Source organism: Pseudarthrobacter sp. TRD_SC_9, assembly GCF_055361265.1.
Genome location: NZ_CM143956.1, coordinates 2,660,877 through 2,675,564, shown reverse-complemented (window position 1 = coordinate 2,675,564; position 14,688 = coordinate 2,660,877). Strand labels below are relative to the sequence as shown.

Genomic DNA, 14,688 nt, shown 5'->3' with positions numbered 1-14,688 from the left:
CTTTGACAGGCCAGGAACCCCGAATGAAGGATAAGGCATGAGTTTCTTGCAGCAGCGGCCCCGCCGGCTCCGTACCACCCCCGCCATGCGCAGGTTGACGGCGGAAACGCGGCTGGCGCCCGCGGAACTGATCCTGCCGGCTTTCATCCGGGAAGGGTTGACCGAGCCCCATCCCATCAGCTCTATGCCCGGTGTTGTCCAGCACACCACAGACACCCTGAAGCGGGCAGCCGCTGAGGCTGTTGAGCTCGGCCTGGGCGGGCTGATGCTGTTCGGCATTCCGGAGGTGCGCGACCCCGAGGGCACGGCGTCACTCGATCCGGACGGCGTGTTGAACAAAGCCATTCGCGATGTCCGGGCCGAGGTTGGCGACGAACTGGTGATCATGAGCGATGTCTGCCTCGACGAATTCACGGACCACGGGCACTGCGGGGTGCTCGACGACGACGGTTATGTGGACAACGACCGCACCGTGGAAATCTACGCCCGCATGGCGGTGGCACAGGCTGACGCCGGTGCCCACATGCTTGGTCCCTCCGGAATGATGGACGGTCAGATCGCAGCCATCCGTGCCGCTCTGGATGCCGCCGGGCACGTCAACACGTCCGTCATTGCCTACGCCGCCAAATACGCTTCCGCGTTCTATGGACCGTTCCGTGAAGCCGTTGATTCCCAGCTGAAAGGCGACCGCCGCACCTACCAGATGGATAGCGGAAACCGCCGGGAAGCGATGCGCGAGGTGGAACTGGACCTGGCTGAAGGTGCGGACATCGTCATGGTTAAACCCGCCATGAGCTACCTGGACATCGTGGCCGACGTTGCTTCGATGAGCCCGGTACCCGTCGCTGCCTACCAGATCTCGGGTGAATACGCGATGATCGAGGCAGCCGCCGCCAACGGCTGGATCGACCGCCGCGCTGCCATTACCGAGTCCGTACTCGGGATCCGTCGGGCCGGGGCGGATATGGTCCTCACGTACTGGGCCGCCGAGCTCGCAACCTGGCTGGAGGAATCATGAACGCCGTAACCGTTCCGCCCACTCCCACCTCACCCGTAGGGCCTGACCAGATTCTGCTTGGCCTGAACACGTTTGGCGACGTCGGCCTCAGCGACGATGGCACCCCGCAACCGCATGCCCGGGTGCTGCGCCAGCTGCTGGAGCAGGCGCAACTGGCTGACGCCGTCGGGTTGCATGCCTTTGGGGTGGGGGAGCACCACCGCAAGGATTATGCTGTCTCGGCGCCGGAGGTGTTCCTGGCAGCGGCAGCGGCAAGCACCACGCGCATCAAGCTGGGATCTGCGGTCACCGTGCTCAGCTCCGACGACCCCATCCGGGTGTTCCAGCGCTTCTCCACCGTGGATGCGCTGTCCAACGGCCGTGCCGAGGTGATGCTGGGGCGCGGCTCCTTCGTGGAGTCTTTCCCGCTGTTCGGCCTGGACCTGGCGGACTACGAAACGTTGTTTGAGGAGAAACTGGAGCTTTTCGACAAGGTAAGAGCCCAAAGGCCCGTGCACTGGGAAGGCACCACCCGTTCAGCTGTCAACGGCTTGATGGTCTACCCTCCGCTGGAGCACCACCTGCTGCCTACCTGGATCGGCGTGGGCGGAACCCCCGAATCGGTACTGCGTTGCGCCCAATACGGTTACCCGATTATCTTCGCGATCATTGGTGGCCAGCCGCGCGGCTTTGCTCCGCTGGCCGAGCTGTACCGCGAAGCCATGACCAAATACGGGCACCCCATGCAGCAGGTGGCCACGCATTCGCCTGGCCATGTGGCCGAAACGGATGAACAGGCCCGCGAGGAGCTCTTCCCCCACTGGCTGGCGCTGCGGAACCGGATAGGGGCAGAGCGTGGCTGGGGTCCTGCAGGGCGTGGCGAGTTCGACGCGCTTTGCTCCATGGAAGGCGCACTGTACGTTGGCTCGCCGGACACGGTGGCCCGCAAGATCGCCCTTTTGAAGCGCAACCTCAACGTGGACCGCTTCGACCTCAAGTACAGTAACGGGCCGCTGCCGCATTCAGCCATGATGCGCTCCATCGAGCTGATGGGCGCGGCGGTGGCGCCCAAGGTGGCTGAGTTGCTGGCCGGGGAACTGGCCGCTAACTGAAAGAATAGGAACCATGACTTCCAGCAATCCTCGCAACGAGGCACTCTTCGACCGCGCCCGCCAACTGATGCCGGGAGGCGTAAACTCACCGGTCCGCGCCTTCGGCTCCGTAGGCGGCACACCGCGGTTTATGGTTTCCGCCAAAGGCCCATACCTGACAGATGCCGACGGTCACGAATACGTTGACCTGGTCTGCTCGTGGGGCCCGGCGCTGCTGGGGCACGCACACCCTGCCGTCCTTGATGCCGTGCATGCAGCGGTGGACCGCGGCCTGTCCTTCGGCGCGTCCACTCCGGATGAGGCTAACCTCGCGGCCATCGTGCAGGAGCGGGTAAGCGTCGTCGAACGGCTCAGGATGGTGTCCACAGGCACCGAGGCGACCATGACCGCCGTCCGCCTGGCACGCGGCTTTACCGGCCGCAACCTCATCATCAAGTTCGCAGGCTGCTACCACGGCCACCTGGACGGGCTCCTGGCCGCCGCCGGCTCCGGACTGGCTACGCTTGCGCTGCCTGGCTCCGCCGGTGTGACAGAAGCAACGGCCGCCGAAACCCTGGTGCTGCCCTATAACGACCTCGCCGCCGTCGAAGCTGCCTTCGCAGTCCACGGCCAGAACATCGCCGCCGTCATCACGGAGGCAGCACCGGCCAATATGGGTGTTGTGACCCCGGCACCCGGCTTCAACCAGGGCCTGTCACAGATCACCCGCCAATATGGCGCTCTCCTGATCCTCGACGAAGTCCTGACCGGTTTCCGCACCGGTTACTCAGGTTACTGGGGCCTGACCGGCGGCGCCCTTGATACCTCTGATCCGTGGAGCCCGGATCTGCTGACCTTCGGCAAAGTTATCGGCGGCGGAATGCCGACGGCGGCACTTGGCGGCCGTGCCGACGTCATGGACTACCTGGCACCGGTGGGTCCTGTGTACCAGGCGGGTACTCTCTCCGGTAACCCGGTGGCTATGGCTGCCGGCGTGGCAACTTTGACCAACGCGACGCGTGGGGTCTACGCCTACATCGACCAGCGCGCGCTGGAACTGTCCGCTGCGCTTTCAGCTGCCTTGGACGCCGCCGGCGTGGACCACTCCATCCAGCATGCGGGCAACCTGTTCTCGGTGGCCTTTGGTACCTCTGCCAGCGGAGTGCACAACTACGACGACGCGCAGAAGCAGGAGTCGTTCCGCTATGCACCCTTCTTCCACTCCATGCTCGAGTCCGGCGTGTACCTGCCGCCTTCGGTCTTCGAGGCCTGGTTCCTGTCCGCGGCGCACGACGACACCGCCATGAACCGGATCTTCGACGCGCTGCCCGCCGCGGCCCGGGCGGCAGCAGCGGCCAGCGCCTGACATTTCCGGCCGCAGCGCTCGACGCAAAAACCCCGGCTTCCGTGTTCTTCCCATTGGGGAGGAACGCGGAAGCCGGGGTTTTGTGTTTGGGTGCTGAAGGATCCCCGAACTTTAGAAAGCGACGGTTACGTCGCCGTTGGGCCATTCCTTCTCGATGAAGGCCTTGACCTCGGGGGTGTGGAGAAGCTCCTCGAGCTTCTGGATCCGGACATCATCGTTGGAGTCCTCGCGCCATGCCAGGAAGTTGGCGTAGGGGTTGTTCTCCGTCGATTCCACGGCCAGGGCGTCCTCGGTGCTGAGGCCAGCTGCGAGGATGAAGTTTCCGTTGATCAGGGCCAGATCCACGGAGGGGTCCTTGAGGTCGTTCACCAGCAGTTCAGGCTGGTTCTCGGAGAACTGGAGCTTTTTGGGGTTCTGCTCGTCGGTCAGGGTCAGGACGGAGGCGTCGTCCTGGATGTCCTCGACCAAACCTGCAACTTCGAGGACCCGCAAAGCCCGGACCTGGTTGGAGGGATCGTTGGTGATGGCAACCTTGGCACCATCTGCGATGTCCTTGATGTCCTCAACCTTTTCGGAGAAAGCGGCGTAGGGCTCAATGTGGATGCCTTCGCCATGACCGAACTTGTAACCCTTGGTGGCAACCTGGTCCTCGAACCACGGCAGGTGCTGGTAGTAGTTGGCGTCGAGAGAACCATCGCTCAGAGCCGTGTTCGGCGTCTGGTAGTCCTCGATTTCCTTGATGTCGAGCTTGAGCCCGGCCTTGGGAGCGAGTTCTTCATTGACGAACTCGAGGATCTTTGCCTGGGGCACCGGGCTGGCTCCGACGGTGAGGGTGACGGGGTTTGCCGGATCCAGGGCCGTAGCTTCTGTGCCGGGCGTCGACGAACCGCCGCAGGCGGACAGTGTCAGCGCGGCGACGATTCCTGTAGCCAATACGGAGAGTGATTTACGCATGGAGTGCGTTCCTTTCAAATGACGAAGAGCTGTATACCGGACAGGCCGGGTAGCTCCTTCGGGGATGCAGCAGGCGTTCGTCCGCTGCGGGCAGGAAGAATGTGAGAAGCGGTTCAGCGGTGGTCAAGCCTGCGGGATATCCGTTCCCCGACAAGTTGAATCACCTGGACCAGGACGATGATCAGCACGATTGTCACGATCATGACCGTGACGTCGAACCGCTGGAAGCCGTAGTTATAGGCGAGCTTGCCCAACCCGCCGCCGCCTACCAGGCCTGCCATCGCCGAGTACCCCACCAGGGTCACAACGGTGGTGGTGGCGGCGGCCACCAGTGCCGGGAGGGATTCGCGCAACATGACCTTGCCGATGACCTGCATCTTGGTGGATCCCATGACCTGGGCGGCATCGATCTTCCCGTGGTGGACGTCCCGAAGGCATACCTCCACCAGCCGGGCAAAGAACGGGATGGTTCCGATGGAAAGGGATACCGACGCCGCGACGGGTCCCAGGCTGGTGCCTGTCAGCAGGCGGGCCAGCGGGATGAGCGCCACCATCAGGATCGCGAAAGGGATGGAACGGGTGATGTTGACGATCACGTCGCTCATGATCCGGTTGGTGATGGTCATGGGACGCAAGCCACCTGGCGCAGTCACGTGCAGGAACACTCCCAGTGGCAGTCCCACGAGCACGGTGAAGAAGGACGAGATTGACACCATTTGCAGTGTCTCCACGATTGCTTCGGGCAGTGCCTTTGCCAGTACGGCGTTGGAGAAGAGATCGTTCATGCGCTGTGCTCCGTCGTGCCGATGGTCCTGGTGATGGGCTGGGACTTATCACCAGCCGCTTCCTCCGGAGAGCCGTAGAACTCCGGCACTTCCGCTGCTGTTGGATCGACCGGCTTTGCCGCGATACCACGATCACCCAGGTAGCCAAGGACGGCTGCCAGGTCCGCGTCGCCGGCCAACTGGACACGGAGATGCCCGAACTGCTGCCCTCCCAGGGTTTCCACGCTGCCCGCCAGGACGTTGAGGTCGATGTCGAAGTGCCGCGCCACGCCGGTCAGAACGGGAGTCTTGGCGCTTTCACCGGCGAACAGGATTTCGACGACGGGACCGGCGGCCATGGCCAGCTGCGGGTCGGCGGGAGGCAACGGAAGGAGGGCTTTTGCCAGGCGGCTGTCCAGGTCTCCTGCCACGTTTTCCAGATCCCCGTGCTCGATGATGCGGCCTTTGGACAGGAGGGAAACGGAGTCGCAGACCCGCTTTACGACATGCATTTCATGCGTGATGATCAGCACTGTCAACTGCAACCGCGTGGTCAGGTCCTTGATCAGGTCCAGGATCTCATCGGTGGTGGCGGGGTCAAGGGCGGAGGTGGGTTCGTCACACAGCAACACATCGGGGCTGGCGGCCAGGGCGCGGGCAATTCCGACGCGCTGACGCTGGCCCCCGGACAGCTGGGACGGATAGGCGTTCTCGAATCCGTCCAGGCCCACAAGAGCCAAAAGTTTAGTGACCTTTTGAGTGATGGCCGCCTTCGGCGTTTTGACCAGTTCCAGGGGGTGGGCCACGTTGCCTGCTGCCGTCCGGGAGTCCATGAGGTTCGCATGCTGGAACACCATGCCAATCCGGCGCCGGGCAGCGCGGATTTCCGAGTCCTTCACAGAGCTCAATTCCGTGCCATCAATGCTCACCGAGCCGGATGTCGGCCGGTCCAGAAGTGTCAGGCAGCGGACCAGGGTCGATTTTCCGGCGCCGGAGTGGCCTATGATGCCGTGGATGGAGCCCTTTGGAACGGAAAGGGTGACCCCGTCCAGGGCTACGACTTCTTTCTTTCCCTGACGGTAGACCTTGCGCAGGTCAGTAACAGTGATCATAAATCCTCAGGAGTTTGGGGCGCGCGGCATAACTAGCACAGGGGCCCGTTTGAAGATAATTATGTCAGGGGAGCCAAGGAGTCGTCATATTGACCATTCGTTCGGTGATTCCGGCGAGTGCTTTACCTATATTCGGAAACGACGTCTTTTCCACTTCGTTCCCCCCGGGAACCCACGTCTCAAGGAATCGTCCAGTCAGCGGGCCAAAGTTGGACTTTCGTATTGGTCCGTGAGTTACATCGCACTTTTGCTACTGAATCGGTTCAGAACGCCCCGCGGCTGGCGTCTTCGGGAGGCAACACAGGCCAGGCCCCCTCGATCACGGCCGCCGGCTTGCTTTTGCGCAGGTAGTCCTGGAAATCAGCTGCCTGGGACTGGGCCCAGTCCACCTGCAGGCTGTGCAGTTTGGTAGCGGGCATCTGCAGGGTAGGGAACTTGCCGGCCATGGCGTCCAGCACCCGGAGCGTAGCCAGGGCGTCTGCCGCTGACGTATGGGCATTGTCCAGGCCTACGCCATACTCTTCGCAAAGTGCTGTCAAGGTGCGCTTGCCTTTGCGGAAGCGGTCCACCTGCTTGTTCATGATGAAAGGGTCCAGGACCGGGAAGCGCGTGAGCTGCCGAACGCCGTGCCGTGCCGATTCCGCCGCGAGCACAGTGAAGTCGTAACTGGCGTTGAAGGCGATGACGGGAGTCCCGGCGTCGAAAAGCGCCTGCAGGGCTCCCGCAATCTCCCGGGTGACCTCCGCCGCCGGGCGGCCGTCCCGCCGGGCCATTTCAGTGGTGACGCCATGGATATCGCTGGCTTCGGTGGGAATTTCCACGCCCGGATCCGCCAGCCATTCGTGTTCGTTGACCACGTTGCCGTCACCGTCCACCACCGTGATGGACGCTGTGACGATCCGCGCCGAACGCGAGTTGCGGCCGGTGGTCTCGAGATCGAAGGCTGCGCGGGGGAGGTTGTTCCAGGTGTTCATGCGCCAACGCTACTGGCGGACACTGACAGTCTTTTGGATTTCGACGGCGGGTTGCCCGGCTGTGAGTAATCCCGCGTCCGAAGACACCTGAAGTGTCAGTGGTGGCGGGGCCCCGCGATTACTCTGGAGGGATGCGGATGGAGTATGTGGAGGCGGTCCTGGAGTTGGTGGGGATGGTTCCTCCGGGTTCCGCCGTCAGCTACGGTGATGTCGCAGAACTCCTTGGCTCCGGCGGTCCGCGGCAGGTAGGTGCGGTGATGAGCCATCATGGCAGCAGCGTGGGCTGGTGGCGGGTGCTCCGCGCCAGCGGGGCAGCGCCGCAAGGTCATGAGGCCGCGGCCCTGCAGCACTACATGAGCGAGGGCACACCGCTCCGGGGGAACCCTGAGCAGTTCCTGCGGACAGGCGACGCCGCCTGGCGCGTGGACCTGCGTGCTGCCCGCTGGCAGCCCTCTGAAGCGCATTTCGACAGGATCGAGGCACTCGCCGGGCAACTCGGGCAGAGCCTCCGGAAAATGTCAGAGGCCGATGATGGAATGACTGAGTGACCACAACAGCCACCGGCAACCCGCTCGCAAGCGTTCGCACTGACTCCGCCCCTTCGGGCCTGCAGCTGCTGCCGCCTCGTGCAGTCGGCCTGCAGGTTCCGGTTCTCACCTCGGACCAGGCAGCCGCCGTCACAGTTCCGCACGGCTCCGGGCCCGTGCTCGTACCGGGTGGGCCGGGAACCGGGAAATCAACGGTGCTGGTTGAAGCAGCCGTGCGCCGGGTGGAACAGGACGGGATTGACCCGGACCGGGTGCTGATCCTCGCGCCGGACCGGAGATCCGCTGACAGTTTGCGGGACAGCTTTACCGGCCGGCTGAACCGGAGTTTGAGCACCACGCCGGCACGCACCTGGGCGTCCTATGCTTTTGATGTGATCCGTAGGGCCAAGGCGGAAGGGGTCATCCAGCTGCCGCGGGCGCCCCGCCTGTTGTCCGGGCCGGAACAGGACCTGATAATCAAGGAGCTGCTGGAAGGCCACGCCCGGCCCGGCCTGGTGTTGGTATGGCCGGAGGATCTCGGAGCGGCACTGGGCACCCGCGGCTTCCGGCAGGAGGTGAGGCAGCTCTTTGACCGGGTTATTGAATCAGGGCTCACGGCGGGGGACCTGGCCGCCCTGGGACGGCGCTGCGGACGGCCCGACTGGGCAGCGGCTGCTGCCCTCTACGCCGAGTACAGGGACGTCCTGGACCTCCGCATGCCGGAGGCCTTTGACCCCGCCGGAATCATCACGGCGGCCAGGCGGATCTTTCAGGATGCCCCGGAGTTCCTTGCGGCTGAACGCGAGCAGCTGCAGCTGATCATGGTTGACGATATCCAGGAGGCTAATCCTGCGGTCTTTGAATTACTCGCGGATATCGCTGCCGGTAAGGACTGCTTCGTCACCAGCTCGCCTGACACGGTGGTGCAGGGCTTCCGTGGCGCCCGGCCGGATCTCGTGGCTGAGCTTCCGTCGTTGCTGGCCGGCGCCACGTCCGTATTGCAGCGGCCGCTGGTTTTTACCCACCGTCATCGGCCCGCAATCGCCAAAGCCTGGCTTGGAGTGGCCGCCCGGATCTCCCAGCGTGCCGGTAGCCGGCAGGCGCGCCGCCTGGAGCCTCCGGAGGGAGAGCCAAGAGCGAAGATAGTCGAGGATCAGGACGGGAGAGTGGAATGCCACCTCGTGGCCTCGCCGGTCCACGAACTGCGGTATGTTGCGCAGCGGATCCTGGAAGAGCATATCCACCACCGGCGGGGACTGGGCGAGATCGCCGTTGTGGTCCGCACAGGCGGCCAGCTCGGCCAGCTCCAACGCTACCTTTCCGGCCAAGGCATCCCCGTCCGCGTTCCGGTAGCTGAATCGGCGGTACGCGACGAAGTTGCGGTGCGGCCCTTGCTGGAGGCCTATGGAATTGCCCTCAACCCTGAATCCCTGACGCCGGAAACCGCGGTGGCGCTCCTGACCTCAAGGATCGGCGGTGCAACGCCACTGGAGCTGCGCAGGCTGCGGCAGGCATTACGGCGCGAAGAGTTACTTGGCGGCGGCGGCCGGTCCAGCGACGCCCTCCTGGTGGAGGCATTGCTGGAGCCGGGTGCCCTGCTCACGCTGGGAATTGATGCCAGGGCCGCACGGAGGACCGCCCGGATGATCCAGGCCGGACGGAAGGCCATAGAACAGCCCGGCGCCAATGCGGAAACAGTACTGTGGGCACTCTGGCATGCCACCGGCCTGGCCGCTTCGTGGACCGAGTCTGCCATGGCCGGGGGAACCAACGGCGCCCGGGCGGACCGCGATCTTGATGCCATGATGGCGCTGTTCCACACCGCCGAGCGCTACGTGGACCAGCTCCCGGGTTCGGGTCCCCGGCAGTTCCTGGACTACCTGCTGAACCAGGAACTGCCCATGGATACCCTTGCCGCCCGGGCACAGCTTGATGATGCCGTGGAGCTCCTGACACCGGCCAGCGCCGCGGGCAGGCAGTGGCCGGTCGTCATCGTGGCGGGCCTGCAGGAAGGTGTCTGGCCAAATACCCGACTCCGTGGCGAACTGCTGGGCAGCACTCTGTATGCAGACGCCGTCGAACATGGTACCGACTACGCCCTGCAGCGTGACCCGCTCAGCCGTGCACGCGATATCCGGTATGACGAACTTCGGAGTTTCTCCACTGCTATCTCCCGGGCACAGGAACTGCTGATCTGCACTGCAGTGTCCTCCGAAGATGAACAGCCCTCGTCCTTCCTTGACTATGTAGTGCCCCTGGAACCCGGGCAGCACAGCCGGCCGCTGACCCACGTCCAACGCCCGCTTACCCTGCGCTCACTGGTAGCTGAGCTGCGCCAGTACGCCCAGCTGGGCGCGGCGGCCCCGGCCGAATCCGCTGAAGCTGTGCGGGTCCTTGCGCATCTGGCGTCGCAGCAGCCGCCGGTCCCCGGAGCGCAGCCGGACAGCTGGTGGGGATTGCTGCCGCTGAGCTCCACGGATCCGGTGGTTGCTCCGGGCGGCACGGTCCATGTATCGCCATCCAAGGTCGAATCGGTGCAGAAATCGCCCCTGGGCTGGTTTGTCCAGGCAGCCGGCGGAGAAGCCGCCACGGACTTTGCGCGAAGCCTGGGCACCTTGGTTCACGCCATTGCCCAGGACCTGCCGGACGCCACGGGAACCCGCTATGTGGAGGAACTGGTGCGGCGCTGGCCCTCACTTGGAATGAAGGACAACTGGGAAGGCAGGCTCGACTTCAAGCGCGCGGAAACCATGGTGCGCAAACTGGCAGAGTACGTCATAACGGCGCGGAGCGAGGGACGCACCCTGCTTGGTGTGGAACAGGATTTTTCGGTGGAACTCCCTGATGTGCCGGTGAAAAGAAGCCCGGCCACGAACCCGCCTGAAGAGACCGCGGAAATGGATGACGGATTCCGTCATGCGGTCCTCCGCGGGCAGGTGGACCGTTTGGAGATCGACGCCGAAGGACGCCTGGTGGTGGTGGACCTGAAGACCGGGAAGAGCCAGCCCGGCAAGGCGGATCTGGCCCGGCATCCGCAGCTGGGCGCGTACCAGGCGGCGGTACTTGCCGGCGGATTCGAGTCTCCAACGTCGGGCCCCCGCTCCGGCGGCGCGGTACTGGCCCAACTCGGCACTACGGCAAAAGGGCTTTCAACCCAGCATCAGGAGCCCGTCCCGGCCGGCGACAACTGGGCTCTGGACATGGTGAACGAGGCTGCCGTGGTGATGGCGGGCAATGAGTTCGAAGCCCGGCACGATCCTGCCAAGGGCAGTTATGGAGGCCACGGCTGCCGGCTTCCCGAAGTGTGTCCGCTGTGCGCCCGTGGACGGCAGGTGACGGAATGACGACGCCGGGCTTCAGTTCAGCGCCGGCAGTGCCGGAAGTCCCGAAACATGTCGAAGCCCCGGAAGCTGGGGAGACGGGTTCTGTGGCCGAAGGTATCCAGGCCCTGCCGGTTCCCCGGTTCACACCGGAGCAGCTGTCCGTCCTGCTGGGCGAAAAGAACATCCCTACTGCCGAGCAGGCAGAAATCATCTCGTCGCCCTTGGAGCCGCGCCTGGTGATTGCGGGGGCGGGTTCGGGCAAAACGGCCACCATGGCAGACCGCGTCGTCTGGCTGGTGGCCAACGGCTGGGTCCGGCCGGAAGAAGTTCTGGGTGTGACCTTCACCCGGAAGGCCGCCGGGGAATTGGCCAGCCGTATCCGCGCCAAGCTGGCCGCTCTGCAGCGGCTCGCGGCCGAGGACACCGGGAATGTGCTGTTTCCTGCGGGCCTTCTGGATCCTGACTGTTTGGAGCCAAAGGTTTCCACGTACCACTCCTATGCGAGCAGCATCGTTTCGGACCATGGTCTTCGCTTGGGCGTGGAACGTGACGTGGTGCTGCTTGGTGCCGCGCAGGCCTGGCAGCTTGCCAGCGAGGTGGTGGAAGCCTATGACGGCGAGTACGAGCACTTTACGTCCGCCAAATCCACCCTGATCAGTGCCGTCATCCAGCTGGCGGGCGAGTGTTCCGAGCACCTGCAGGAGCCGGAGCAGGTGGCGGACTGGATCCAGCAGCGGGTGGCTGAATTTGAGGGCCTGCCCTTCAGCCACAAAGCCAGCAAGAACCCCACCCAGGCGGCCCTGAACATTAGCCGGCGGCTGCGTACCCGTGCCAGCGTCGCAGACATGGTTGGCAGGTACAACCAGGCCAAGCGCAACAGGGGTGCCCTGGACTTCGGCGACCTCGTGGCCTTGGCGGCCCGCGTGGCGCGGGAAGTGCCGCAGGCAGGTGACTTCGAAAGGAAGCGTTACAAGGTGGTGCTCCTGGACGAATTCCAGGACACGTCGCATGCCCAGCTGGTGCTCTTTTCGCGGTTGTTCGGGGGTGGCCACGCCGTTACCGCAGTCGGAGATCCCAACCAGTCCATTTATGGTTTCCGGGGTGCCTCCGCAGGCCAGCTCTTTCACTTTGTGCAGGAATTTCCCCTGCGCCAACCTGAAGGGGGTTTTGCGCCGGCGCCCACGTCCTACCTGACCACCGCCTGGCGGAACGGCCGCAACATCCTGGCAGCAGCAAACATCATTGCGGCTCCGCTCAGTGGCGGTCCCAACGCCGGGGGAGCGGCAGGTCAGCACGGCGCAGCATCCGGCCCCACCGTGCCGCCGCTGCAGCCCAGTCCTGCCGCTGTTCATGGCCAAGTGGTCCTGGGGCGGTTCGGTTCGGATGAAGATGAAGCCGCAGCGCTGGCGGAGGACGTACTCAGGTACAAGGCCACCGACTTCGTTGTGTCCGATGAACCTGTCCCGCCCGCGATCGCCGTGCTCTGCAGACGCCGGGCGCAAATGGAATGCGTCCGGAAGGCGTTTGAAGCGCGCGCAATCGCCTACGAGATCGTTGGCCTAGGCGGTCTGCTGGACACTCCGGAGATCGTGGACCTTGTCTCCACACTGCGGGTCCTGGCAGATCCCGGCCGTTCTGATTCCCTGATGCGGTTGCTGGCCGGGGCACGGTGGCGGATTGGACCCGCGGACCTTATGGCGTTCCGCGACTGGTCATCCTTCCTGGCGCATCGCCGCGAGCAGCAGAGGCGTGGCCCGGAAGGCAGCCATCTGGAGGATGACAATTTCGGCGGAGTTGACCCCGTGGAAAGCGACATCTCGGACGGCTCCAGCCTTGTGGAGGCCCTGGACTGGCTTCCCCAGGAAGGCTGGGTGTCCAGTCAGGGTCGATCGCTGACGGTCCAGGCCCGGGAACGCCTCGGAAGGCTGTCCGCGGAGCTTCGGCAGCTTCGTCGCCACCTCGGCGATGACCTGACCACCTTGCTCGGCGAAGTGGAACGCTCCATGCTGCTTGACATCGAGGTGGCAGCGAAGCCTGGCATCACGATTCATCAGGCACGCCGTAACCTCGATGCCTTCCAGGACGCGGCGGCCGGATTCCTGCAGACCGCACAGCGTGTAGACATCCTGGCGTTCCTGTCCTGGCTGGAGGCGGCGGCGGCTGAGGAAAACGGTCTGGACGGGGCGCCGTCGGAAGTCAACCACGAGGCCGTGCAGCTGCTGACTGTCCACGCCTCCAAGGGCCTGGAATGGGATGTGGTGTTTGTTCCTGGTCTCAACGCCGGGGCGTTCCCGAGTGATCGGGATTCACGCTGGAGCAGCGGCTCGGCGGCCCTGCCCTGGCCGCTGCGTGGCGACCGTGCGGATCTTCCGCAGTGGGATATCGACCAGCCGGACCAAAAGGGCTGGCTCGACTCCGAAACCACGTTCAAGGCGGACGTCCAGGCCCACGGTGAGGCCGAGGAACGCCGGCTCGCCTACGTTGCCTACACCAGGGCCAAGCATGTCATGTGGGTTTCCAGTGCAGCGTGGGTAGGTTCCCGTTCCGGAAGGGCTGAGATGTCCACGTTCCTGGCGGAGCTGGGGCCTCTCGCTGCCGGCAATGTGGCCTCAGTTCACAGGTCTTCAGTTGACGAGGCTTCGTTGCCGGAGGAAAGCCCTCTGACCCGGGAGATCGAATCCGCCCAATGGCCCTACGACCCGCTGGAAGGACCCGTCGACCCCCGCACGGGAGCCAGGCTCCGGCTGTTCCGGGGACGTCGTGATGCCATGGAAGCGGCGGCGGATGCGGTCCGTCGCGGCGCGGCTGCTGCAGAATTTACTACCGGAGCCCCCTTCACCGGAGACCCAGCTGCCGGCGGGCACCCGGACAAAGGACAGCCGGACGGGCTCCGCGGCAATGCTGCCCGCTGGGCGGAGGAAGCTGCCTTGCTCCTGGAAAGGCGTTCGGCCGACGACCGCAGCCGCGCCGTCCACCTTCCGGCGCACATCTCGGCGTCCACCCTGGTGGAACTGGGGGAGGATGCCGACGCAGTGCTGGCGCGGCTGAGGCGGCCGGTGCCCCGGGAGCCAGGAATGTCGGCGCGAAAGGGCACTTCATTCCATTCCTGGGTTGAGGAGCACTTCGGGTCAGCGGGAATGCTGGATCTCGGGGAAGTGCCGTGGGCCGACGGTGACGTCGATGCCGGGCTGGGTCTGGAAGAGTTGCAGGCCGCGTTTTTGAGGTCCGAGTGGGCCGGCCGGATTCCCACACATGTAGAGGTCCCGCTGGAAACCCGGGTGGGTCCTGTCGTCGTGCGGGGCCGTGTGGACGCCGTGTTCCAGGATGCCTCGGGCCGCTGGGAGCTGGTGGACTGGAAGACCGGCCGCAGGCCGTCTCCCGCCCGGTTGAAACACAAGGCCGTCCAACTGGCCGTCTACAGGCTTGCCTGGTCCAGACTCCGCTCAGTGCCGCTGGAAGAGGTAAGCGCAGCATTTTTCTACGTTGCCGACGACGCCGTGGTCAGGCCTCATGACCTTGGTACGGCGGAAGAACTGGAAGCAATCCTGGCGGCTGCATTCAGCTGACCACTGGGCCTCGG

10 protein-coding genes are annotated in these 14,688 nt (G+C 64.6%); 6 read left to right on the top strand and 4 right to left on the bottom strand.

Annotated elements, in window-relative coordinates; all coding sequences use genetic code 11:
* Positions 1–37 precede the first annotated feature (37 nt).
* Genes hemB through hemL form a run of 3 tightly spaced genes read left to right on the top strand, consistent with a single transcriptional unit; the run spans position 38 to position 3,454 of the window.
* Entirely contained in the window at positions 38–1,018 is a 981-nt protein-coding gene (gene hemB / locus ACWA13_RS12395) for a porphobilinogen synthase (protein WP_463934498.1), read from the top strand.
* Complete coding sequence (locus ACWA13_RS12390) at positions 1,015–2,109, top strand: LLM class flavin-dependent oxidoreductase (RefSeq protein ID WP_463934497.1); 1,095 nt, start codon at positions 1,015–1,017, stop codon at positions 2,107–2,109. The genes hemB and ACWA13_RS12390 overlap by 4 nt, the downstream gene beginning before the upstream one ends.
* 13 nt (positions 2,110–2,122) lie before the next feature.
* Positions 2,123–3,454, top strand: a complete 1,332-nt coding sequence (gene hemL / locus ACWA13_RS12385; RefSeq protein ID WP_463934495.1) for a glutamate-1-semialdehyde 2,1-aminomutase — start codon at positions 2,123–2,125, stop codon at positions 3,452–3,454.
* 111 nt (positions 3,455–3,565) lie between these two features.
* Here hemL and ACWA13_RS12380 read toward each other — a convergent pair whose 3' ends face one another.
* The 4 genes from ACWA13_RS12380 to ACWA13_RS12365 form a co-directional block, all read right to left on the bottom strand.
* The gene (locus ACWA13_RS12380; protein ID WP_463934493.1) at positions 3,566–4,408 is read right to left on the bottom strand and encodes a MetQ/NlpA family ABC transporter substrate-binding protein; all 843 of its coding nucleotides are present in this window, start codon (positions 4,406–4,408) and stop codon (positions 3,566–3,568) included.
* Positions 4,409–4,521: 113 nt separating this feature from the next.
* Positions 4,522–5,193 (bottom strand): methionine ABC transporter permease, encoded by a 672-nt coding sequence (locus ACWA13_RS12375; RefSeq protein WP_463934491.1) that lies wholly within the window; start codon positions 5,191–5,193, stop codon positions 4,522–4,524.
* Entirely contained in the window at positions 5,190–6,284 is a 1,095-nt protein-coding gene (locus ACWA13_RS12370; protein ID WP_463934489.1) for a methionine ABC transporter ATP-binding protein, read from the bottom strand. Before ACWA13_RS12370 ends, ACWA13_RS12375 begins: the two co-directional genes overlap by 4 nt.
* Positions 6,285–6,547: 263 nt before the next feature.
* Complete coding sequence (locus ACWA13_RS12365; protein ID WP_463934487.1) at positions 6,548–7,258, bottom strand: exonuclease domain-containing protein; 711 nt, start codon at positions 7,256–7,258, stop codon at positions 6,548–6,550.
* 131 nt (positions 7,259–7,389) lie between these two features.
* On the opposite strand from ACWA13_RS12365, the gene ACWA13_RS12360 reads away from it, so the two are divergent.
* The 3 genes from ACWA13_RS12360 to ACWA13_RS12350 are packed head-to-tail and all read left to right on the top strand — an operon-like array spanning position 7,390 to position 14,674.
* A complete protein-coding gene (locus ACWA13_RS12360; RefSeq protein WP_463934485.1) occupies positions 7,390–7,806 on the top strand; it encodes an MGMT family protein in 417 nt (138 codons plus the stop codon).
* The gene (locus ACWA13_RS12355) at positions 7,803–11,129 is read left to right on the top strand and encodes an ATP-dependent helicase (protein WP_463934483.1); all 3,327 of its coding nucleotides are present in this window, start codon (positions 7,803–7,805) and stop codon (positions 11,127–11,129) included. Before ACWA13_RS12360 ends, ACWA13_RS12355 begins: the two co-directional genes overlap by 4 nt.
* On the top strand, positions 11,126–14,674 hold the full coding sequence (locus ACWA13_RS12350) for a UvrD-helicase domain-containing protein (RefSeq protein WP_463934481.1): 3,549 nt from the start codon (positions 11,126–11,128) through the stop codon (positions 14,672–14,674). The genes ACWA13_RS12355 and ACWA13_RS12350 overlap by 4 nt, the downstream gene beginning before the upstream one ends.
* Positions 14,675–14,688: the final 14 nt, after the last annotated feature.